This window comes from Candidatus Kinetoplastibacterium galatii TCC219 (assembly GCF_000340905.1).
Taxonomy (GTDB): domain Bacteria; phylum Pseudomonadota; class Gammaproteobacteria; order Burkholderiales; family Burkholderiaceae_B; genus Kinetoplastidibacterium; species Kinetoplastidibacterium galati.
In genome coordinates this window covers 237145-259126 of sequence record NC_020284.1, presented here as the reverse complement: position 1 = coordinate 259126, position 21982 = coordinate 237145, and the positions used below count along the sequence as shown (strand labels likewise).

The 21982-nt window shown below is 33.0% G+C and carries 22 protein-coding genes and 1 tRNA gene; 3 read left to right on the top strand and 20 right to left on the bottom strand.

Annotation, left to right across the window (positions count from 1 at the left end; all coding sequences use genetic code 11):
- Window positions 1-25: 25 nt before the first annotated feature.
- Genes lspA through dut form a run of 3 tightly spaced genes read left to right on the top strand, consistent with a single transcriptional unit; the run spans window position 26 to window position 2268 of the window.
- The gene (gene lspA / locus ST1E_RS01215; protein ID WP_015389424.1) at window positions 26-562 is read left to right on the top strand and encodes a signal peptidase II; all 537 of its coding nucleotides are present in this window, start codon (window positions 26-28) and stop codon (window positions 560-562) included.
- 21 nt (window positions 563-583) lie between these two features.
- Window positions 584-1783 (top strand): bifunctional phosphopantothenoylcysteine decarboxylase/phosphopantothenate--cysteine ligase CoaBC, encoded by a 1200-nt coding sequence (gene coaBC / locus ST1E_RS01210; protein ID WP_015389423.1) that lies wholly within the window; start codon window positions 584-586, stop codon window positions 1781-1783.
- 8 nt (window positions 1784-1791) lie between these two features.
- Window positions 1792-2268 carry a dUTP diphosphatase gene (gene dut / locus ST1E_RS01205; RefSeq protein ID WP_015389422.1) on the top strand — a complete coding sequence of 159 codons (477 nt, stop codon included), beginning with the start codon at window positions 1792-1794 and terminating at the stop codon, window positions 2266-2268.
- 21 nt (window positions 2269-2289) lie between these two features.
- On the opposite strand, the gene ST1E_RS01200 is transcribed toward dut, so the two are convergent.
- The 20 genes from ST1E_RS01200 to sucC form a co-directional block, all read right to left on the bottom strand.
- On the bottom strand, window positions 2290-2544 hold the full coding sequence (locus ST1E_RS01200; protein ID WP_015389421.1) for an HPr family phosphocarrier protein: 255 nt from the start codon (window positions 2542-2544) through the stop codon (window positions 2290-2292).
- A gap of 37 nt (window positions 2545-2581) precedes the next feature.
- Entirely contained in the window at window positions 2582-3535 is a 954-nt protein-coding gene (gene gshB / locus ST1E_RS01195; RefSeq protein ID WP_015389420.1) for a glutathione synthase, read from the bottom strand.
- Window positions 3536-3644: 109 nt separating this feature from the next.
- Window positions 3645-4181, bottom strand: a complete 537-nt coding sequence (gene infC / locus ST1E_RS01190; protein WP_015389419.1) for a translation initiation factor IF-3 — start codon at window positions 4179-4181, stop codon at window positions 3645-3647.
- Window positions 4182-4215: 34 nt separating this feature from the next.
- The gene (gene thrS, locus ST1E_RS01185; protein ID WP_015389418.1) at window positions 4216-6147 is read right to left on the bottom strand and encodes a threonine--tRNA ligase; all 1932 of its coding nucleotides are present in this window, start codon (window positions 6145-6147) and stop codon (window positions 4216-4218) included.
- A 255-nt stretch (window positions 6148-6402) separates the two neighbouring features.
- A tRNA-Val gene (locus ST1E_RS01180) sits at window positions 6403-6479 on the bottom strand.
- A gap of 87 nt (window positions 6480-6566) precedes the next feature.
- Window positions 6567-7217 (bottom strand): phosphoribosylanthranilate isomerase, encoded by a 651-nt coding sequence (locus ST1E_RS01175; RefSeq protein ID WP_015389417.1) that lies wholly within the window; start codon window positions 7215-7217, stop codon window positions 6567-6569.
- Between the two features lie 17 nt (window positions 7218-7234).
- The gene (gene truA / locus ST1E_RS01170; RefSeq protein WP_015389416.1) at window positions 7235-8026 is read right to left on the bottom strand and encodes a tRNA pseudouridine(38-40) synthase TruA; all 792 of its coding nucleotides are present in this window, start codon (window positions 8024-8026) and stop codon (window positions 7235-7237) included.
- 105 nt (window positions 8027-8131) lie between these two features.
- On the bottom strand, window positions 8132-9253 hold the full coding sequence (gene asd, locus ST1E_RS01165) for an aspartate-semialdehyde dehydrogenase (RefSeq protein WP_015389415.1): 1122 nt from the start codon (window positions 9251-9253) through the stop codon (window positions 8132-8134).
- 87 nt (window positions 9254-9340) lie between these two features.
- Complete coding sequence (leuB, locus tag ST1E_RS01160; protein ID WP_015389414.1) at window positions 9341-10423, bottom strand: 3-isopropylmalate dehydrogenase; 1083 nt, start codon at window positions 10421-10423, stop codon at window positions 9341-9343.
- A gap of 41 nt (window positions 10424-10464) precedes the next feature.
- The gene (gene leuD / locus ST1E_RS01155; protein WP_015389413.1) at window positions 10465-11103 is read right to left on the bottom strand and encodes a 3-isopropylmalate dehydratase small subunit; all 639 of its coding nucleotides are present in this window, start codon (window positions 11101-11103) and stop codon (window positions 10465-10467) included.
- A 13-nt stretch (window positions 11104-11116) separates the two neighbouring features.
- Window positions 11117-12523, bottom strand: coding sequence for a 3-isopropylmalate dehydratase large subunit (leuC, locus tag ST1E_RS01150; protein WP_015389412.1), 1407 nt, complete (start codon window positions 12521-12523; stop codon window positions 11117-11119).
- A gap of 61 nt (window positions 12524-12584) precedes the next feature.
- A complete protein-coding gene (gene aroC, locus ST1E_RS01145) occupies window positions 12585-13643 on the bottom strand; it encodes a chorismate synthase (RefSeq protein WP_015389411.1) in 1059 nt (352 codons plus the stop codon).
- 180 nt (window positions 13644-13823) lie between these two features.
- Window positions 13824-14828 (bottom strand): tRNA dihydrouridine(20/20a) synthase DusA, encoded by a 1005-nt coding sequence (dusA, locus tag ST1E_RS01140; protein ID WP_015389410.1) that lies wholly within the window; start codon window positions 14826-14828, stop codon window positions 13824-13826.
- 19 nt (window positions 14829-14847) lie between these two features.
- Window positions 14848-15387, bottom strand: a complete 540-nt coding sequence (gene ppa, locus ST1E_RS01135; RefSeq protein WP_015389409.1) for an inorganic diphosphatase — start codon at window positions 15385-15387, stop codon at window positions 14848-14850.
- Between the two features lie 33 nt (window positions 15388-15420).
- Window positions 15421-16830 (bottom strand): heme biosynthesis HemY N-terminal domain-containing protein, encoded by a 1410-nt coding sequence (locus ST1E_RS01130; protein WP_041185953.1) that lies wholly within the window; start codon window positions 16828-16830, stop codon window positions 15421-15423.
- A gap of 15 nt (window positions 16831-16845) precedes the next feature.
- Window positions 16846-17772 (bottom strand): uroporphyrinogen-III C-methyltransferase, encoded by a 927-nt coding sequence (locus ST1E_RS01125; RefSeq protein ID WP_015389407.1) that lies wholly within the window; start codon window positions 17770-17772, stop codon window positions 16846-16848.
- 131 nt (window positions 17773-17903) lie between these two features.
- Window positions 17904-18701, bottom strand: a complete 798-nt coding sequence (locus tag ST1E_RS01120; RefSeq protein WP_015389406.1) for a uroporphyrinogen-III synthase — start codon at window positions 18699-18701, stop codon at window positions 17904-17906.
- A gap of 43 nt (window positions 18702-18744) precedes the next feature.
- The gene (gene hemC / locus ST1E_RS01115) at window positions 18745-19662 is read right to left on the bottom strand and encodes a hydroxymethylbilane synthase (protein ID WP_015389405.1); all 918 of its coding nucleotides are present in this window, start codon (window positions 19660-19662) and stop codon (window positions 18745-18747) included.
- A gap of 173 nt (window positions 19663-19835) precedes the next feature.
- On the bottom strand, window positions 19836-20717 hold the full coding sequence (sucD, locus tag ST1E_RS01110; RefSeq protein WP_015389404.1) for a succinate--CoA ligase subunit alpha: 882 nt from the start codon (window positions 20715-20717) through the stop codon (window positions 19836-19838).
- Window positions 20718-20739: 22 nt separating this feature from the next.
- Window positions 20740-21900, bottom strand: a complete 1161-nt coding sequence (gene sucC / locus ST1E_RS01105) for an ADP-forming succinate--CoA ligase subunit beta (RefSeq protein WP_015389403.1) — start codon at window positions 21898-21900, stop codon at window positions 20740-20742.
- Between the last annotated feature and the right edge of the window lie 82 nt (window positions 21901-21982).

Here is a 21982-nt window from a genome sequence, read left to right as displayed (position 1 = left end):
TTTGTGCTTATAGAGGATATGAATTATGACTAATAATAGTAGGTGGCGGCTTGTTAATTTTATCAGTCTTAATAATATATTATATGTTATTGGTGTGCTTCTCTTCGTTTTTCTGGACAAAGGAACAAAAGCATATTATAACAACCATTTATCTTACGGCAGCAGTTTAAATGTATTTCCATTTTTAGATTTAACGCTGATATATAACGATGGAGCAGCATTCGGGTTGCTATCAAATCAGCAAGTATGGCAAAAATATCTACTTATCTCTATTGGAATTGTTGCATCGATATTCATAATGATATTTATACATCGATTAGCCAGTGATAAAAGTGATTTGTCTATTAAAATAAGGTTTGCTGCTATATTAGTACTTAGTGGTACTCTTGGAAATGTTTCTGATAGAATAGTCTACGGATATGTAATAGATTTTATATCCTTGCATTACCACAATTTTTACTTCCCAGTATTTAATATAGCAGATATTATGATAAGCATAGGTTTTTTGATTTTTGTTACAAATGATTTTATGTCAAAAAACCAAAATACATATGAAAGCTAGTGAATTCAATAAATTAATAAAATGCTAGATCTTGATAAGAAACGTATAGTCTTAGGAATGACTGGTAGTATATCTTGCTATAAAATAGCAGAATTAACTAGAAGACTAATAAGTAATGGGGCAATCGTAGATATTGTAATGACAAGATCTGCTCAAAAATTCATTACTCCAATTACAATGGAGGCTTTGTCAGGTAGGCCTGTATTTAGTGACGAAAATGAAGATAAATTTTATAATGGCATGACTCATATAAGTCTAGGCCGTTGTAATGACTTAATATTAATAGCGCCAGCAACTGCAAATTTCATAGCAAAAATAGCTAATGGAATAGGCGATGATTTATTATCAACAATTTGTTTAGCTAGGAAATGCCCTTTGTTTATAGCTCCAGCTATGAATAAAGAGATGTGGGATAATTCCAGCACACAAAGAAATATTAAGCAACTAATAGAAGATAAAATAAATATTATAGGACCAGAATCTGGAAAACAAGCATGTGGCGATATTGGTATAGGAAGATTATCTGAAACTACTAGTATAGTTAACGAAATAATAGCCTCACTACAAGACAAGTTATTAAAAGGAAAAAAAATACTTATAACTGCTGGACCAACTATTGAACCGATTGATCCTGTTAGATTTATTAGTAATAGATCCTCAGGTAAGACAGGTTATGCTATAGCAAGAGCAGCAAGCGAATTAGGAGGGATAGTAACAATGATTACCGGCCCAACATCATTAGAGATTCCTTATAATATTGAATGTTATAAAGTAACAACAGCTGAAGAAATGTATGAAACTGTTATGAATAATGTTCGAGCTACAGACATATTCATATCTGTAGCTGCTGTTTGTGATTGGAAAATAAAAAATTTTAGTAAAAATAAAATCAAAAAAGATAATATTTTGAAAACTATTCCTAATATATCATTAACTTTTAATAAGGATATACTGGCAGAAGTAGCTAGAATTGATAATGGTCCTTGGTGTGTAGGATTTGCCGCCGAAACAGATGATTTAGATAAAAATGCTAGACTGAAACTACTAAGCAAAAAAGTACAACTAATAGTAGGAAATATAGCTAGCGAAACATTTGAGCTGGATACAACAACATTGGTACTTTTTGACTCTAATGGATCATATAAATTCCCTAAAATGAGTAAAATGCAAGCAGCAAGAAAATTAATGCTTGAAATTCACAATAGAACAAAAATAGTTTAGTTAAAAATATGAATAACATTTCTATAGAAATAAAAATATTAGATGATCGAATAATAAAATTATGGGGGCCTCCAACCTATCAAACAGATCTTGCAGCTGCTATAGATCTATACGCTTGTATAGATAGTACAATAAAAATAAAACCTGGAAATCCTGCTCAGTTATTATCATCTGGGATATCTATTCATATAAATAATAAAAATATTATGGCAATGATATTACCAAGATCTGGATTAGGGCATAAGAAAGGTCTAGTGCTGGGAAATACAGCGGGGGTAATTGATGCAGACTATTCAGGTCCTATATTAATAAGTGTTTGGAATAGAAATAATATAGAGTCAGGAATAGATATAGATATCGCACCAGGAGAGAGAATAGCTCAAATGATATTTATCCCCATAATAAGACCTGATTTTAAAATAGTTGAAAATTTCTCACATCAAAATACCAGAGGAGAAAAAGGTTTTGGATCAACAAATACTTGATAACTATTTAATTGGCTCAATCTAACATTTATTGAAAAAATTAACAATAGCATCCATCGCTTCTTCAGAGTCTATTCCAATAGTCTCTATTTTGATGTTTGCTCCATTACAAGCAGCTAACATCATAACACCCATTATACTTTTTGCATTTACTCTACGAGAATTACTAGAAATAAAAACATCACTTTGGAAACCACTAGCAATATTGGTCAATTTGATAGACTCAGTTGCGTTTAACCCGTATTCATTATTGACAGTAACATTTTTGGCTAACATAATACACACTATTTATGAATAAATTTAAATATAAAGACTAATTTACTTTTTTCTCTAAGAACTCTACTAAGATATTTGCAATATCAAGTCCAGTTTGATTTGAAATCTCTACAAAACATGTTGGGCTTGTTACATTTATTTCAGTTAAATATTCACCTATAACATCTAAACCAACTATATAAAGACCATGTCCATATAATTTATTGTAAACAGTATTAGCTATACTAATATCTCTTTCAGATAGTTTCTGAGTTTTCCCTTTTCCTCCAACTGCAAGATTGCCTCTATGTTCGCCTGATAAAGGAAATCTGGCTAAACAGAATGGTATTATTCTATCTCCAACGATTAGTATCCTTTTATCACCATTGGTTATATCAGATATATATTTCTGTGCCATGACAGTAGTTCTACCGTTATTTGTGGAAACCTCTAAAATAACATTTAAGTTTGAATCACCATCTTTTATTCTAAAGATACCAACTCCGCCCATTCCATCAAGGGGTTTGACTATTATATCATTATGTGAATAATAAAAATCTTTAAGTAAGTCTACATTACTGGTAACTAAGGTAGGGGCTATTATCTCAGGAAATTTCATTATAGAAAGTTTTTCAGGATAATTACGTATAGCACTAGGGCTATTAAAAATTTTTACACCTTGTTTTTCTGAAATTTCTAATAAATGTGTAGTATAAAGATATTCTAAATCAAAAGGAGGGTCTTTACGTAGTAATACTATATCAAAATTATTCAATGGCACCCTATAGTAAGTATCAGTAATGGTCCACCATATTTTTTCATTTAAATTGTCGTTAATGCAAATAGACTTAGTATTCGACTTAACTATATTATCAGAATCAATAAAGATATCATTCTGCATTGCAATGCTAACACGATGTTTTTTATCAAGCAAAGCACGCATTATAGCAACAGAAGTATCTTTATACGCCTTCAAAGAATTTATAGGATCGATAATAAACAAAATATGCATAAAAATAACCTTAGGTCGACATGGCTCGTATAAAACAGAAATACACGAGCCACTCGATTATAATAGACCATCAGAATATTTTCTATTCTGTTGATAGGTAATAACAATATCAATCTTTATTAGGCGTAGTCTTTTTATTAGGGGCAAGCATCATTACCATTTGCCTTCCCTCTAACTTTGGCATGGACTCAACTATGACAGAATCAGACAAATCCTTGCGGATTCTCTCTAGTACACGCATACCCAACTCTTGGTGAGCCATTTCACGGCCTCTGAAACGCAGTGTTACCTTAGCCTTATCTCCCTCATCCAAAAAACGTCGTAGATTTTTAAGCTTAACATTATAATCACCTTCATCTGTAGAAGGTCTAAATTTTACTTCTTTTACCTGAATTACTTTTTGTTTAGCTTTTGCCTCAGCCTGACGCTTCTGTTCTCTGTACTTAAATTTACCATAATCCATCAATCGGCAAACTGCAGGAATAGCATTAGGTGCGATCTCAACAAGATCAACCTGATGCTGTTCAGAAAGACGTAAAGCTTCAGAAATCTTTACGATCCCTAATTGCTCCCCATTTATTCCTATAAGACGCACCTCGGGGATACGGATTTCACCATTGATGCGATTAGTTTTTTCGGTGACGATATTAAAAACTCCTAAAAAATATTTATCTTATGACCTAAGAAGATACCATACACTTCTTAGATATCTCTGAATTCAAACGAATCATAAAATCTTCCAAACTCATAAGTCCAAGATTTATAGAACCATGACATCGAACTGAAATATTACCATTATTTTTCTCATTTTCACCAACCACAATAATATAAGGTGTCTTTCTTAGACTATGTTCACGAATTTTACGTCCGATTTTTTCATTACGCAAATCAACCTCAACCCTGAATTCTTTATCGAACAAGACAGAATAAATTGATCTTGCATATTCAATAGATTGTTCAGAAATACAACATACAACAACCTGGATTGGAGCTAACCATAGCGGCATTACACCAGAATAATGCTCAATTAAAATACCTATAAAACGTTCTATAGATCCTAATATGGCTCTATGAATCATAACTGGATTCTGACGACAATCATCACTGTTGATATATTCAGCATTCAATAGATTAGGCATTGAAAAATCAACCTGCACAGTACCGCATTGCCAACTTCTACCAATAGCATCTTTAAGAGTATACTCAATCTTCGGGCCATAAAAAGCACCCTCCTCTTTGTTTATGGAGAAATCACAACCAATACTATTTAAACTGTCCATCAGGGCTGATTCTGCCTTGTCCCATATAAGATCACTACCTATTCTTTTTTTAGGCCTAGTTGCAACACTATAAGTGATATCATTAAAACCAAAATCCATGTATACTTTTTGCAACAATTTTGTAAATAAAGTACATTCTTCAAGTAGCTGGTTTTCTGTGCAGAATATATGTCCATCGTCTTGCGTAAAACCACGCAATCTCATTAATCCATGCAGAGAACCAGAAGATTCATTTCTATGACAATTTCCAAACTCTCCATACCTAATAGGAAGATCTTTATATGAATGCAACTTAGAATTAAATATTTGTATATGACCTGGACAATTCATTGGTTTTAAAGCATAAGTTCTGTTTTCAGAATTTACAGTGAACATATTTTCACGATAATTATCCCAGTGTCCTGTTTTTTTCCATAATGACACATCTATTATCTGAGGAGCTTTTACTTCTTTATATCCATTTTTAGAATAAATATCCCTCATATAATATTCAATTTGTTGCCATATTAATAAACCATTAGCATGCCAAAATACTAAGCCAGGAGCCTCTTCTTGAAAATGAAATAAATCGAGATCCTTGCCTATTTTACGATGATCATTATTCTCTGCAAGCTTCAACATTTCTACATACTTGTCTAGATCATCTTTAGTGGCCCATGCTGTTCCATATATCCTTTGTAACATTTCATTATTACTATCTCCATTCCAGTAAGCACCAGATAGTTTTAATAATTTAAAATACTTTAAATATCCAGTTGATGGCACATGTGGGCCTCTACATAAATCTACAAAACTACCTTCTTTATAGATAGAAATTTTTTCATCTAAAGGTATTCTGGATATTAGTTCAACTTTGTATATTTCGTTTTGATTTTTAAAGAAATCGATAGCATGATTCCTATCCCATTCCTCTCTAGTAATATTTTCATCCCTAGATGATATTTCTATCATTCTTTTTTCGATCATTTCAAGATCATCTTCGTTGAACGATTTTTTACAGGAAATATCATAGTAAAAACCATTTTCTATAACTGGACCTATTGCTATCTTAGCATCTTCAAATAATTCCTTGATAGCATAAGCAAGTAAATGTGCTGTGGAATGCCTTAATATAGATAACCATTCACTATCATTCTTTTTTATCAATCTTACTTTAGCATTACTTTTTATAGAGGCACTAGTATTTAATATCTCTAATTGCTTCCCATCAATGTCTACCTGAGCAGCAACTATTTCTCCGGCGTTGAAATTAGCATCTATAATTAATTGTGAGATTGTAACCTGACTTTTATACCTAAGTTGAACACCATCTGGAAAGGTAATTATTATCATCAAATATCCGTTATCTAAAAATTAACCGTTAATAAAAATGCTAGTAATACATTTTGCCAGACACAATAAAAAAATTATATTTATATAATGGTAAACAAAATATGCATGCTAGAAAGTAAAATAATTTAAGTTATTGACTCAGATAAGATAACAATTTGCGTTATAAATATTCCATAAGAAATATTACCAATGAACCACCTATACATCATACCAATGATGAACAAACAAATTGCTAGCATTAAGATCATAAAATAATGGTAGGCGGTATTGGACTCGAACCAACGACCTCTACGATGTCAACGTAGCGCTCTAACCGCCTGAGCTAACCGCCTTCATAAATCTGTAATTCTATATCTTATTTAAAAAATCTGCAAATAAAAACATAATACACATTGTTGTAATATTATTTAACTAGTAAATCATATATTCACTGCATTAATTATTTCTTGAATTTTAGCAGAAGACTTTATACCCGGTTCTATCTCTACCCCACTACTTATATCAATAGCCCACGGATGCAAATAATTTATAGAATCAACAATGTTATTTATGGATAAGCCACCAGATAATATTACAGGCCTTTTACATACTGATTGAGCGCATACAGTCTTTAATATACTATGATCAAAAGTCTTTCCGCTTCCACCATAACCATAGCTATAACTATCAAATAACCATCCACAAGCACTATTATACTTTAAACACTCTTCTAATAAAAGATTACTAGAATCTAGTTTCGGAGAACCAACACGGAAAGCTTTTAAATATTTCTGATTAAAGCTATCACAGAATTCTGGAGTTTCATCACCATGAAACTGTAAATAATCAGGACAAACAGCATCTTGAATCTCGTTAATCATGTCTTTTGATGCATTAACAAACAAGGCAACCAGATCCACAAATGGAGGTATCTCTTTTTTTAATTTAATTGCTCTATCTATCGAAATGAAACGTTTACTTTTTTCATAAAAAACCATGCCTATAGCATCTATTCCCAAGTTTACAGCAGATATAATATCTTCCTCCCTTGTGAATCCACACACCTTTATTCTAACTCTATTATTGATCATAATAACTACTAATTATTCTAGAAATGCATAAAAATTTGATTATCACAATTTTCCTTTATGTGAAAATCAGATGGATATTCAACGTTCATTAAGTACAACCCATTAGGAGAAAAAGTTGGAAAACCTTTTGTTCTATCTTTAGCCAATAATAGCTCTTTAATTCGAATAGGATCTATATTCCCTCTTCCAACCTGAATTAATGAGCCTACTATATTACGAATCATATGGTGAAGAAAAGCATTAGCCGTTATACTAAAAACTATAAATGGTCCTTTTCTATTAATGTCAGCATTATAAATGGTTCTAACAGGAGTTTTAGACTGGCACTGTGATGACCTGAAGCTGCTAAAATCATGTTCTCCTACCAAAAAATCAATAGCATTTCTCATCAAATCAACATCCAAAACATAGAAGCTCCATCCAACCAATTCATTATAAATAGCTGATCTTACTTTAGAACAATATATAATATAGAAATATGTTCTAGATATAGCGCTAAAACGGGCATGGAAATTATTATCTACAAACTGAGCCCATTTTACAGAAATAGAATTGGGTAGAAAAGAATTAACACCTCTGACCCAAGATTCAATTTCCCTGTTTAAATCTGTATCAAAATGTATAACCTGATTAACAGCATGAACCCCTGCATCAGTACGTCCGGCGCAAACCACTCTGGTTTTTTTAAACCCAGAGAAATTATACAAAGCATTTTCTATAATATCTTGTACTGCGCAAAGATTTAATTGAGTTTGCCATCCACAAAAACTAGCGCCATTGTAAGAAATGCACATAGCAATTCTATACATACTAAAAATACTCTTTAATTTTTGATGAATAAATATAAAATTTTAAAAATATCACACAATAAGGCACAAGTTCCCATAGCTAATACCCTATTGTGTTATAAAAACCTACGCCTCTTCTAGAACTATGCGTAGCATACGTCGCAAAGGTTCAGCAGCTCCCCACAATAATTGATCACCAACTGTAAAGGCACTGAGATATTTTGATCCCATAGATAATTTTCGTAGTCTACCTACAGGAATATCTAAGGTTCCAGTTACTGCAATTGGAGTTAATTTTGACATAGTCTCTTCCTTATTATTAGGAATGACTTTAGCCCATTTCGTGCCGGTGCTTATAATATCTTCTATTTCTTCTAATGGAATGTCTTTTTTAAGTTTCAATGTAAGAGCTTGACTATGACATCTCATAGCTCCTACACGCACACATAATCCATCTATACTTATAGAATCAGATTTGCTACGACCAAGAATTTTATTAGTTTCAGCTCCAGCTTTCCACTCTTCTCTAGACATTCCATTGCCAAGATCCTTATCTATCCATGGTATTAGGCTACCGCCCAGTGGAACACCAAAATTGTTTTGCGGCAAATCACTACTTTTTTGAAGACATAAAACTTTCCTATCAATTTCAAGAATCGCCGAAGCGGGATCATTTAATAAATCAGATACCGAATTATTTATAAACCCAAACTGATTCAACAACTCACGCATGTGTTGAGCACCACCACCAGAAGCTGCCTGGTAAGTCATTGAAGTTGCCCATTCTATAAGATTATTATTAAATAATCCAGCTAACCCCATAAGCATACAACTTACAGTACAGTTACCACCTATAAAATCTTTAACGCCTTTTTGTAAAGCAGAGTCTATGACAGAACGATTGACAGGATCAAGGATAATAATAGCATCATTATTCATCCTGAGGGTACTAGCAGCATCTATCCATATACCAGTCCAACCATCTTGTCTAAGTTTACTATGTACCTGTGTTGTATAATCTCCACCCTGGGCAGTAATAATAATTGGTAATTTTTTTAATTCTTGAATATCATAAGAATCTTTTAATTTTCCTGTGCCATCAGCCCATTCTGGAGCATTAGCACCAGGGTTACTACTAGAGAAAAAAACTGGCTCTATAAGAGAGAAATCTCCTTCATCTCTCATTCTTTTCATTAGAACAGAACCAACCATTCCACGCCATCCTACCAAACCGACCGCTTGAACCATTTTTATTCACTCTTGCGAAATAAGTTTTAAACAAAATTAAATAATGAAAAATTTAACTCATAAAACACAAATAAATTTTCATAAGTGTTAAGGCAACCTTAATTCATTTATAACAGCATTACCCATTTCAGATGTTCCTACTTTGGTGGTACCATTTTCATAAATATCAGCGGTACGCAATCCATTAGACAAAACCCTTTGTACTGCTTTATCTATCAAATCAGCATAATTAGATAAGTTAAGTGAATATCTTAACAACATAGAGGCAGAAAGTATGGTAGCTAAAGGATTTGCTATTCCTTTCCCTGCTATGTCAGGAGCAGAACCGTGACTTGGTTCATACAGTCCCTGATTATTAGAATTTAACGAAGCAGAAGGTAACATGCCTATAGATCCAGTCAGCATTGCTGCCTCATCTGATAATATGTCGCCAAATAGATTTCCTGTAACAATTACGTCAAATTGACATGGGTTCTTTACAAGCTGCATAGCCGCATTATCAATATACATATGAGATAACTCTACATTAGGATACCCTTTAGCAGTATCAATGACTATGTCTCTCCAAAATTGAGAAGTCTCCAAAACATTAGCTTTATCCACACTACATAATCTTTTGCGACGCTTCATTGCTGATTCAAATGCTAATTTAGCTATCCTTCGAACCTCGGACTCCGCATACCGCATAGTGTCAAAGCCCTCTCGCTCTCCAATAAAATTACCATCATTTGCATTTCTAACACCTCTAGGGGTTCCAAAATACACATCACCTGTTAATTCACGAACTATCAATAAATCTAATCCAGAAACAACTTCAGGTTTTAAGGTAGATGAATTTGACAACTCATTATATAAAAAAGCAGGCCTTAAATTAGCAAACAAACCTAAGCTCTTACGCAGACCTAGAATTGATTGCTCCGGGCGTAACTCTCTAGGCAAGTGATCATACTTCCAGTCGCCAACAGCACCAAAAAGCACAGCATGAGAATTTTTTGCTAAATCCAAAGTAGACTTAGGTAGAGGGTGCTCAAATTTATCAAATGCGGCTCCTCCTACAAGAGCTTCCTTCATTTCAAAGTTCAAACCTAATGATGATAAAACACGAACTGCTTGCTCAACAATCTCAGGCCCTATCCCATCACCAGCTAAAACAGCAATAGTATTAGTCATATTACCTACCAAATAACAATTATTAATTTATAAACAGATAATTAAATATTTAACCAAGGATATTTTTTTAAATGAATATTTTCAAACTCTCTAATATTTTCTTTATGTTGTAATGTAAGGCTTATATCATCAAGTCCATTAACTAAACAATATTTTCTGAATGGTTCTATATCAAAATTTATCAAATTAGCGTTATCTGTTATAACAACTTGATTAATTAAGTCAACTTTGATTTTATAACCAACTTTATTCTCTACTGATTTAAACAAAGAATCTACATCATCTTCAGGCAATACTATAGGTAACAAACCATTCTTAAAACTATTATTAAAAAAGATATCAGCATAAGATGGGGCTATAATCACTCTAAAACCATATTGAGTAAGAGCCCAAGGAGCATGTTCTCTACTTGATCCACAACCAAAATTTTTCCTAGTCAGTAGTATAGTAGCACCTTTATATCTGTCCTTATTAAGGACAAAATCTTTGTTTAAAGGACGCTTACTATTATCCATTCCTGGTTCGCCATGGTCCAAATATCTTAACTCATCGAATAAATTTGGACCAAAACCTGTACGTTTAATAGATTTTAAAAATTGCTTAGGAATAATAAGGTCCGTATCAACATTCTCTCTGTCTAACGGAACCACTAGACCTTCATATACATTAAATTCTTGCATAGTGTATTAATACTTAATTATAAAATTCTCTATAATCTACAAAATGACCAGCAATTGCTGCAGCTGCCGCCATAGTAGGGCTTAATAAATGAGTTCTACTACCTTGACCTTGACGACCCTCAAAATTACGATTGGAGGTCGATGCACAACGTTCTCCAGGATTTAATTTGTCAGAATTCATGGCTAAACACATAGAACAACCTGGTTCTCTCCATTCAAAACCAGCATTGATAAAGATCTTGTCAAGACCTTCTTCTTCAGCTTGCTTTTTAACTAATCCAGAACCCGGAACTACCATGGCTAATTTAATATTAGATGATATTCTCCTTCCATTAACGACAGAAGCTGCAGCACGTAAATCTTCGATTCTGGAATTGGTGCAAGATCCTATAAAAACCTTATCTATTTGTATATCAACTATAGGTGTATCTGGCAAAAGTCCCATATAATCTAAAGCCCTCTCTATGCTGCTTCTTTTTACAGGATCTTTCTCATTATTAGGATTTGGAACTTTAGCACTAATAGGAAGGACCATCTCCGGAGATGTTCCCCAAGTTACTTGAGGTTGTATTTTGTTAGCATCTATATTAACAATCCTATCGAACATAGCCCCATCATCACTATGCAAACTTTTCCAGTATTCTACAGCTTTATCCCACATCTCGCCTTTTGGAGAAAATGGCAGATCCTTAAAATAGCTTATTGTCTTAGAATCTACGGCTACCATGCCTGATCTTGCACCAGCCTCAATGGCCATATTGCAAATAGTCATTCTGCCCTCAACAGACAAATCATAAATAGCCTTACCAGCAAACTCTATTGCATATCCTGTGCCACCAGCGGTACCTATCACACCAATAATATAAAGAATAATGTCTTTTGCAGAACAGCCTTCAGGTACTACACCTTCTACATTTATTAGCATATTCTTATTTTTCTTCATTAATAAGGTCTGAGTTGCTAAAACATGTTCGACATCTGATGTTCCTATACCAAATGCCAATGCACCTATCGCTCCGTGAGTGCTGGTATGAGAATCACCGCAGACAACTGTCATTCCTGGTAATGTAGCACCTTGTTCTGGACCAACAACATGAACGATTCCTTGTCGTAAATCATTCATTTTAAATTCAACTATGCCGTATCTTTCACAGTTATCATCTAATGTGTCTACTTGTAGTTTAGATACAGGATCATCTATTCCATTATCACGATTACTAGTTGGAACATTATGATCTGCCACAGCTAAATTAGCATTTATACGCCAAGGTTTCCTACTAGATAAAGACAATCCTTCAAAAGCTTGAGGGCTAGTTACTTCGTGTAGTAAATGTCTATCAATATAAATTAAACTAGTACCATCTGATTCGCTTCGGACAACATGCGCATCCCAAAGTTTATCATATAGAGTTTTTGCCATAAAAACCTCTTAAAAACAACAATTAAATTATAAAAAATTTATAGATAATACATAAAAGTATCTATAAACCACACTGACCTCTATATCTCAAAACATGATCCATGAGAACTATTGCCAACATAGCTTCTCCTATAGGAACTGCTCTTATTCCCACACAAGGATCATGCCTACCAAATGTTTGCACCAAACATTGTTTATTTTCTCTGTCCACAGATTTTTTCACTATTCTAATACTAGATGTAGGTTTAATAGCCAAAGAAACAATAATATCTTGACCAGTTGAAATACCACCTAATATTCCACCAGCATTGTTAGTGAGAAATCCATTAGGAGTAATTTCATCACCATGTATTGATCCAAGTTGAGATACACAATCAAAGCCAGATCCTATTGAAACACCCTTTACTGCATTTAATCCCATCATTATATGAGCTATATCAGAATCCAATCTATCATAAATAGGCTCTCCCAAACCACATGGCAAGTTCTCTGCTATTATTTCTATACGAGCTCCAATGGAATTACCATCTTTCCGTAAATCATCCATGTAACATTCTAGTTCTTGAACTATTCTTTTATTTGGGGAAAAAAAAGGATTATCTATCTCATCCCAAGACACGAAAGGTATTTTTATGGATCCTAATTGACTCATGTATCCACGGACAATAATATTTTTATGCTTTAAAAGCCACTTTTTAGCGATTGATCCAGCAGCAACAGTAGGAGCAGTTAATCTTGCTGAAGATCTTCCTCCTCCCCTAGGATCTCTAATTCCGTACTTGTGCCAATATGCATAATCAGCATGGCCAGGTCTAAAAGTGTCTTCTATATTAGCATAGTCCTTACTGCGAGCATCTGTATTTCTAATAAGCAAACCAATAGGAGCGCCGGTTGTTTGCCCATTATATACTCCTGACAAGATTTCAACTTTATCCTCTTCTTGTCTTTGAGTAACATGGCGTGATGTACCAGGGCGACGTCTATTCAACTCATTTTGAATATCAGAAACACTGAGCTCCATACCAGGTGGGCATCCATCAACTACACAACCAATTGCTGGACCATGAGATTCGCCAAAATTAGTTACACAAAATAACTTACCTAAAGAATTACCAGACATGTTTTATCGCATAAAATGTGTTAAATTATTCACCTAATTACTATTAAATTACAACCATAGCATACTGCTCTCTAAAAGGAATAGTCTATTGATAATTCTCATAAATCATCAATTTACGAGGCAGAAAGCTAGAGTATTATGACTAATAGAATTAAGCACTAGAATCAAAAAAAATTTGTTTTAAATTTTACAAAATGGCGACTTTCTACATATTACATTCCATGCTGCAGATATTAGTCCTGGGTTATTATTTGATAAAGATACTGTGTCAGATAACATTCTGCGCCACAAACCAGCACCAGGAAAACCTTTAAACAAATTCAGCATTGGTTGAACTATAACACGAAGTGGTACCCCTTTGTTTATTTCCTTATAAGCATAATCAATCAAAATATTTATTAGATTATCATAATTAAATCCAAGTTTTTCTTTGTAAAAAGTAGAATCTATTTCTAATAAAAAAAGTGGGTTAGACATAATGCAACGTCCAATCATAAAACCATCAACAAAATTTTCTGTGTCTATTATAGAATTTATATTGCATATACCTCCATTTAAAACAATTACCGCATCTGGAAAATCTTTTTTTAAGTTGTACACATAATCGTATTTTAAGGGAGGAATATCTCTATTCTTTTTTGGAGAAAGACCGTTTAAAACAGCATTTCTTGCATGAACTATGAATACATTACAACCAGCATCATAGATTCTGCCAACAAAATCCCTAACAAATTGATAAGAATCAGCATAATCTATCCCAATACGATGTTTTATTGAAACAGGAATACTAACAGAATCCATTATAGCTTTTAAACAATCTACTACTAAATTAACATCTTTCATTAGATGTGCACCAAACGAACCATTTAAAACTCTATTTGATGGACATCCACAATTTATATTAATCTCGTCATACCCACACTTCTCTCCGATAAGAGCTGATTTTGCTAAATCTACAGGATCATTACCTCCCAACTGAAGAGCAATAGGATGCTGAGACTCATCAAAAACCAAGTGTCTAGAAAAGATATCTTTACTTCTCATTAAAGTAGCAGTAGTAATCATCTCCGTATATAAACGAATATGTGGATTTAAACATCTATAAAGAAAACGGCAATGTCTATTAGTTACTCCTAGCATAGGAGCAACGCAAAATTTCCAAGCATCCCTATTAATATTTTCCACTCTATACTTTTTTACTTACTTATAAGTTACTTTGATCTTTATAATATCTAATACTATTTAAAATCTCCTCGTGTGCACTCTTACTGTCTTTCCATCCTTTTATTTTAACCCATTTCCCTTTTTCTAGATCCTTGTAATGCTCAAAAAAATGTTGTATACGTCTTATTTCATTTTCCGGAAAATCCTTGTATGAACTTATACTACTATAAGTAGAATATATCTTGCTTATAGGTAATGCTAATATTTTTGCATCAATGCCTGCCTCGTCCTCCATTTCCAACATCCCGATAGCGCGACATTTAATAACAGACCCTGTTTGCACAGAAAATGGTGTAATTACAAGCACATCAGATGGATCACCATCCTTAGAAAGAGTTTTAGGTATATATCCATAATTACACGGATAACTCATTGATGTAAGGATAAAACGATCCACAAAAATGGCGCCAGTCTCCTTATCAACTTCATATTTAACTGGCATTGAATTCATTGATATCTCTATAACCACATTGAATTCTTCCGGAATATTATTACCGGGTGTAACATTACTTAAGCTCATAAAACATAACCTTTTAAATAATAAAACATTCAACTACTTCAAGCCCTTATTTATTTTTTCATCATCTGTATCATCAAAAAATAGCACAGGCAAAGGATCACTATCAAAATATTGATCATCTGACACTTGTTTATTATTGTTATTTATTTCCTTATTGGAATACTCAAACTCTTCCTTATTATTTGAGTCATTAGCTAATCCATTCAGTGAAGACCTATAATTATTTATTATTTCTGGAACAAATAAACTATCAGTGTTATTTAAGGACTTAAATAATTGAGCTATAGATTCTTCTTCTCTATCAAGGCATTTATACATGATACCGAACAACAAATGAATTTGGGAATCGTCTCTTATATTCAAACTTTTAGAGAAATAATAATCAGCTTGCCCCCACAACTGTGAATGTAAACATAAAATACCTAATGCATTGAACAAATCCGGATCATTTCCATAAATCTCTATCCAGGACTCAATTTTAGATAAACGTCTAGGTATTCGAGATAATTCGCATTTTGTATATTCATATAAGAGTTTATTATTAAGCTTCTTGGAAAGGATTAGTTCTAATAATTTTTCCGATTCTGAATAATCACCCTCACTAACAAAGGCTCTAGAGGCAACTAAGGCTATCTCAGGCAATAAGCGTTCATTATAGCTAAAATTTCTCCATTGCTGTTTCCATTGTAAACCTTTATCTATCAAATCTTTTAAAAGTTCTGCTCCAGACTTGTTTATTACATCATACAAAGAATCCTTATCTATACCATTGTCGTATAACAATAGTCGAGCGGTATCAATTACTTTAATATGATTTCCTAACATAATTTCTACTTTTAAAGATAACTGCAGAATAATAGAATACTGAATATCAATTATACCGTTAAGCCTTAATAAGCATTCAGCAGCATCTTCTGGCAGGTTCATATCTATAAGAATAGAAGATTTTAATGTTAGTATATCCTCTAGAAGTTCTGAATTGCTATTTGACAAAACCTCTGCATATCTTACCATTTCAATGGATTCATCATTCTTGCCTAGTAAAAAATATGTTTTAGCTAAGGATAGCGCAACAATAATTTTTGATCGTTTATCAATATCGGAATCTATCAGTTTTGAAAAGACCTCTGAGGCCTCAGTGAATCTATTCTCCAAAAAGAACATCCATCCCTGCTCAATACTTCTTTTATTAGACTCAAATAATTTCTTTTTTCTATATGAAATAATCCTAGGCCAAATATTAAAAAAATAATGGAATAATCTTAATGTATAAGATAAAAATAAATTCAGGAATATTACTATAAAAAATGCAGATAGTAGAGATAAACGTAGGCGCCAAGAATTAAATACTACAATAACATAATTATCATTCTGTCCAAAAACAGATGAGCATAACAAAAAAACACAGCAAAACATAAGAAGTTTATAAAACCAGGAACGCATATATCAAGTACCTATTTAATTATTGATAACATATTTTTTTATGCTATTTAAGCTTCTAGATATATCAGGAAGTTTATCCTCAATATTTAAAGAATTAATATCACTGGCTATAGCTAAAGCTTCCACCACATTAGTTGAATTAACATCAAAAAACATATTTATTGTTTCTATAATACAATTTATACTGGACTTTAATAGAAATGGTTGTTTCATAACTAAAGAAAATTGTGCTATAGATACCTGCTGGATCAGCAATAGATTTATATTTTTAAAACTAATGTCTGGCAAATCATCAACTTTACTTAACTCTAAAACATTAGGGAATCTAGTTATTAAAGATTTGGTGATTTTAGAAAAATCATCAAAAACTTTATTTATCCAAAAATACTGAGAATTAGCTGGCGGCCCATCGTTGTTTTTTTCGGTTTCAACTATAATGTCTACATGTTTACTCTGTGGTAAAAATTTTTTATCAGGAAAGCCCATCTTTATCAAATCAAGTAATCTATTGAGACTATTAATTCTATCTACAAAATCAACAACATGAATCTTACGAAGTGCAGATAAATCAATCTTAATATCTTCTATCAGTTTATTAAATAATAAATTATTAGGAGATACTTCATTTATGAATAATAAAATAGATTCCAGAGTTGACGCTGCTCCTTCAATATTATTACCAATTGATAACTGACAATTTGCGATAAACAACAATCTGTCTATCTCCCTTATAACTAATTCATCTTTTGATGAATTAGTTAAGTGAAACAAATAATCTTGTTTATGTTTTATATCATTAAGCGCCTTATTAACCTTATATAATAAATCATTATCATGATTTATTATTTTTTCTTCCAATGAATTAATTTTACTAATATTCTCTAATTTTTCGAATTCAATATAATTTATTACTTGCCTTTTAATAGAAAAGAAAAGAAACATAAAAACAAAAAACAGGAATATGACTAATGATATTCTTTTTAAATAATGCATATTTAATTACATTTCCAGTATTCAAAAACTTATAATATGATTATGTTTTTACAAAACAGAGCAACTAAAAACTTAATAAACTAAATATCCTTACATGCTGAAATAATAGATTCGTTATAAGGCAAACACTCTTTTATAAAAATCTCTGAAACTCTACGTTTTAGAAAATAATCTGATAAAAAATTGTAGATCCTACGATGAGTAACTATAAATTTACAACTGTTAAACCAATTACTAAGATTTAGAATAGTTATATTTCTAATAGTAGCTTCCACGCTCTCTGTGCTAGTAAATAACCATATAACTGTAGAAGTTGATCCAACCGATATTGATTTTAGTTGCTCTGAATCATTGTAGGACCATTCTATATTATCTCTTGAATATACAGAGCATATATCAACTTCACAATACTTAGAAACTTTATTAATAAGCCAATCCCTACCAGTAGTTCCCCTAACAAAAAGAAATCTTTTGCCATACAAAGACTGATTTCTTAGAACTTTCCATAAAGATTCAGAATCTAGTTGTGCAGCAGAAGAATCAGGACTAAGTATTGTCAATAAATCCATGTTAATAAAATTACAAGAACGGAAACTATCAGCAGTTGCAGAGCCTACTGTAACGATTACCGTCTTGGTAGGCCATGTTTTTATAGGACCATAAATTTTATTTAATTGGATTAAATAAAATTTAACAGCATTACTACTTGAGAAAAAGATAAAATCATAAATTTCTGGTAAAGGAACATTCTGCAAATCTAAAGATACAATTTTCAAAGAAGGAAGGGATAGAGATTCAAAACCAATATCACTAAGTCTATCAGACAATATTTTGTTGCTATTTGGTCTTGTTAGAATAAAAACTTTTTTGGCAAGCATAAATTCCAATATTGCAGAGATTTATAAAAGTTAAATAAATTAATTAAACACTATGCAAAATCTTATAAGCACCTTTACTTAACAAATCATTAGCCACACTCTCACCAAGATTCTGCCAATTATCAATACTAACAGACCCATTGGAACGGATAACTTCTTTACCATCTATAGAAGAAACCATTGCTTTTAGAAAAATATTACCATTTTCTATATAAGCATTAGCAGCCAATGGTACCTGGCACGAACCTCCTAACACCTTCATTACAATTCTTTCTGTCTTTACGCATAATTCAGTATCAATACAGGATAGAGATGCTACTAAATCTCTAATATCGCTTCTATCATTTCTAATCTGTATTCCTATTGCACCCTGACCAGCTGCTGGTAAACTAATGCTAGTATCTATATAAGACGATATGCGATGACCTAGATTAATCCTTTCTAAACCAGCTGCGGCTAGTATTATTCCAGAATAATCTCCAATATCTAATTTCTTAAGTCGGGAGTCAACATTCCCTCTCAAACATTTAACAGAAATTTGAGGGTATGCCGATTTTAATTGAGACTCTCTACGTAAACTCGAAGTACCTACAATTGCTCCAAAGGGCAATTCATCTAAAGATGAATACTTATTCGATACAAAAACATCTCTAGAGTCATGTCTTTTTAGAATGGAACATATATCTAAGGAATCAGTCATCTCCGCAGGAACATCTTTCATGGAATGAACTGCCATATCAGCATCACCATGCAACAAAGCCAATTCAATCTCTTTTACAAATAAACCTTTACCACCAACTTTAGCTAAGGCCCTATCAAGTATCTTATCTCCTTGAGTTACTATAACTAGAAAATCAATCATGAACTCTGGATATAATGATTTTATAAGATCACGAACATACTCCGCCTGCGCAGAAGCAAGTTTGCTAGCACGAGTAGCTATAGTTATTTTTTTATTCATTATACTAAAATTATAAAAATATTATTAAACATATATCATAAATAGAGAATAAACCTTCTAATGAAGTTATCGATTAATAGCTAGGCTAAACAATTTAACAATAAGAAGTACTCGACTGTCATGATAACTATATATATACTAAATAGCTGAGGGGCACTCCCTCAGCTATTTTACTAAAGAACAGACTTAAGTAATTTACCCATTTCTGATGGATCTCTTGTGGTCCTTATACCGCACTCTTCCATAACTTTAAGTTTAGCTGAAGCTGTATCAGCTCCACCAGAGATTAAAGCACCGGCATGACCCATTCTTTTACCAGGAGGAGCAGTAACTCCAGCGATAAACCCAACAACTGGTTTTTTCATATTATCCTTAGCCCAAATAGCAGCATTAACTTCATCAGGCCCACCGATCTCTCCAATCATAATTACAGCATCGGTTTCCGGGTCATCATTAAAAAATTTCAATATGTCTATATGTTTTAGGCCATTTATAGGATCTCCTCCTATACCGACAGCACTAGACTGACCAAGTCCGAGCTCAGTAACTTGTGCTACAGCCTCATATGTTAAAGTACCAGAACGACTAACAACACCTATACGCCCTTTTCTATGTATATGTCCAGGCATGATTCCTATTTTAATCTCATCTGGAGTAATAAGACCAGGACAATTAGGACCGAGCAATAAAGTTTTACTATTAACAGAAGACATTTTGTTTTTTACTTCTAGCATGTCTTTAACTGGTATTCCCTCAGTTATACAGATAACCAATTCCAAATTTGCTTCAACTGCTTCCAATATGGCAGCCGCAGCACCTGCCGGAGGAACATATATAACAGATACCGTTGCCCCTGTGTGTAACTTTGCTTCTTTAACTGAAGAGAAGATTGGAATACCTTCAAAATCTTCACCCGCTCTTTTAGGATTAACTCCAGCGACAAAAGCGTTTTTACCATTTCCATACTCACGGCACATACGAGTATGGAACTGTCCTGTCTTGCCGGTAATACCCTGGGTAATCACTTTGGTATTTTTGTTTATTAAAATCGACATTTGTAAAAATCCTTGGCAATTTTTATTTAACAGCAGAAACAACTTTAGTTGCAGCTTCAGCCATAGTATCAGCACTAATAATAGGCAATCCAGATTCAGCTAGCATTTTCTTTCCTAGTTCCTCATTAGTACCCTTCATTCTAACAACCAAAGGTACTTTCAGATTTACTGCCTTGCATGCTTCTATAACACCCTCAGCTATAACATCACAACGCATAATTCCACCAAAAATATTAACAAGAATGGCTTTTACGCATTTATTTTTTAGCATAATTTTAAAAGCTTCTGTTACCTTGGATGCAGTTGCTCCACCACCAACATCTAGGAAATTTGCAGGCTCACCGCCAAACAATTTTATTGTATCCATAGTTGCCATAGCTAAGCCAGCACCATTTACTAAACAACCTATATTTCCATCTAGCTGAATATACGCAAGATCAAATTTACTAGCCTCGATTTCAGAAGGATCTTCTTCATCCAGATCCCTGTAATCAAGTATTTCAGGATGACGGAACAAGGCATTAGAGTCGAAGTTAAATTTCGCATCTAAGCAAATTATGTCTCCACTACCGTTTAATATCATAGGATTTATTTCAACTAAAGATGCATCTGTATCGCAATATGTTTTGTACAGTTTTATGAATTCTGATGACGCTTTCTTTACAGATGACTCTGGAATACCTATACCGCGTGCTAGATTTTCTGCCTCTATATTTGTTAGTCCTTCTGATGGATTCACAAATACTTTCAATATTTTTTCTGGGCTTTTCGCTGCAACTTCTTCTATATCCATCCCACCTTCGCTAGAAGCCATAATACAATTTTTCTGAGTACCTCTATCTGTTACTATACTGAAATAGTATTCTTTTTTTATATCAGCACCTTCTTCTACTAAAAGTCTACGAACTTTTTGACCATCAGAACTAGTCTGATGAGTTACTAATTGCATTCCGAGGATCTCTGATGAGATTTTTTTAACCTCATCTAGGGAACGTGCTAATTTTACACCACCACCCTTACCTCTACCACCTGCGTGAATCTGTGCTTTAATAACCCAAGCTGCACCGCCAAGTTTTTTTGCTGCAGAAACAGATTCTTCAACAGAGAAAGCTGGGATACCGCGTGGAACAGTCACATTAAACTGCCTAAGCAATTCCTTGCCTTGATATTCGTGAATTTTCATGTGTTACCTGTCATGACTTGTTAAATAAGAAAACCAACAGTCATCTCTGACCTGACTAAATATAAATCATCTAAATATATGA

Excerpts from the sequence above, each read along its gene's own strand:
- lspA (WP_015389424.1), top strand. The coding sequence starts at position 26 with ATGACTAATAATAGTAGGTGGCGGCTTGTTAATTTTATCAGTCTTAAT.
- coaBC (WP_015389423.1), top strand. The coding sequence starts at position 584 with ATGCTAGATCTTGATAAGAAACGTATAGTCTTAGGAATGACTGGTAGT.
- dut (WP_015389422.1), top strand. The coding sequence starts at position 1,792 with ATGAATAACATTTCTATAGAAATAAAAATATTAGATGATCGAATAATA.
- ST1E_RS01200 (WP_015389421.1), bottom strand. The coding sequence starts at position 2,544 with ATGTTAGCCAAAAATGTTACTGTCAATAATGAATACGGGTTAAACGCA.
- gshB (WP_015389420.1), bottom strand. The coding sequence starts at position 3,535 with ATGCATATTTTGTTTATTATCGATCCTATAAATTCTTTGAAGGCGTAT.
- thrS (WP_015389418.1), bottom strand. The coding sequence starts at position 6,147 with ATGATAATAATTACCTTTCCAGATGGTGTTCAACTTAGGTATAAAAGT.
- ST1E_RS01175 (WP_015389417.1), bottom strand. The coding sequence starts at position 7,217 with ATGATCAATAATAGAGTTAGAATAAAGGTGTGTGGATTCACAAGGGAG.
- truA (WP_015389416.1), bottom strand. The coding sequence starts at position 8,026 with ATGTATAGAATTGCTATGTGCATTTCTTACAATGGCGCTAGTTTTTGT.
- asd (WP_015389415.1), bottom strand. The coding sequence starts at position 9,253 with ATGGTTCAAGCGGTCGGTTTGGTAGGATGGCGTGGAATGGTTGGTTCT.
- leuB (WP_015389414.1), bottom strand. The coding sequence starts at position 10,423 with ATGACTAATACTATTGCTGTTTTAGCTGGTGATGGGATAGGGCCTGAG.
- leuD (WP_015389413.1), bottom strand. The coding sequence starts at position 11,103 with ATGCAAGAATTTAATGTATATGAAGGTCTAGTGGTTCCGTTAGACAGA.
- leuC (WP_015389412.1), bottom strand. The coding sequence starts at position 12,523 with ATGGCAAAAACTCTATATGATAAACTTTGGGATGCGCATGTTGTCCGA.
- aroC (WP_015389411.1), bottom strand. The coding sequence starts at position 13,643 with ATGTCTGGTAATTCTTTAGGTAAGTTATTTTGTGTAACTAATTTTGGC.
- ppa (WP_015389409.1), bottom strand. The coding sequence starts at position 15,387 with ATGAGCTTAAGTAATGTTACACCCGGTAATAATATTCCGGAAGAATTC.
- ST1E_RS01130 (WP_041185953.1), bottom strand. The coding sequence starts at position 16,830 with ATGCGTTCCTGGTTTTATAAACTTCTTATGTTTTGCTGTGTTTTTTTG.
- ST1E_RS01125 (WP_015389407.1), bottom strand. The coding sequence starts at position 17,772 with ATGTTTCTTTTCTTTTCTATTAAAAGGCAAGTAATAAATTATATTGAA.
- ST1E_RS01120 (WP_015389406.1), bottom strand. The coding sequence starts at position 18,701 with ATGCTTGCCAAAAAAGTTTTTATTCTAACAAGACCAAATAGCAACAAA.
- hemC (WP_015389405.1), bottom strand. The coding sequence starts at position 19,662 with ATGAATAAAAAAATAACTATAGCTACTCGTGCTAGCAAACTTGCTTCT.
- sucD (WP_015389404.1), bottom strand. The coding sequence starts at position 20,717 with ATGTCGATTTTAATAAACAAAAATACCAAAGTGATTACCCAGGGTATT.
- sucC (WP_015389403.1), bottom strand. The coding sequence starts at position 21,900 with ATGAAAATTCACGAATATCAAGGCAAGGAATTGCTTAGGCAGTTTAAT.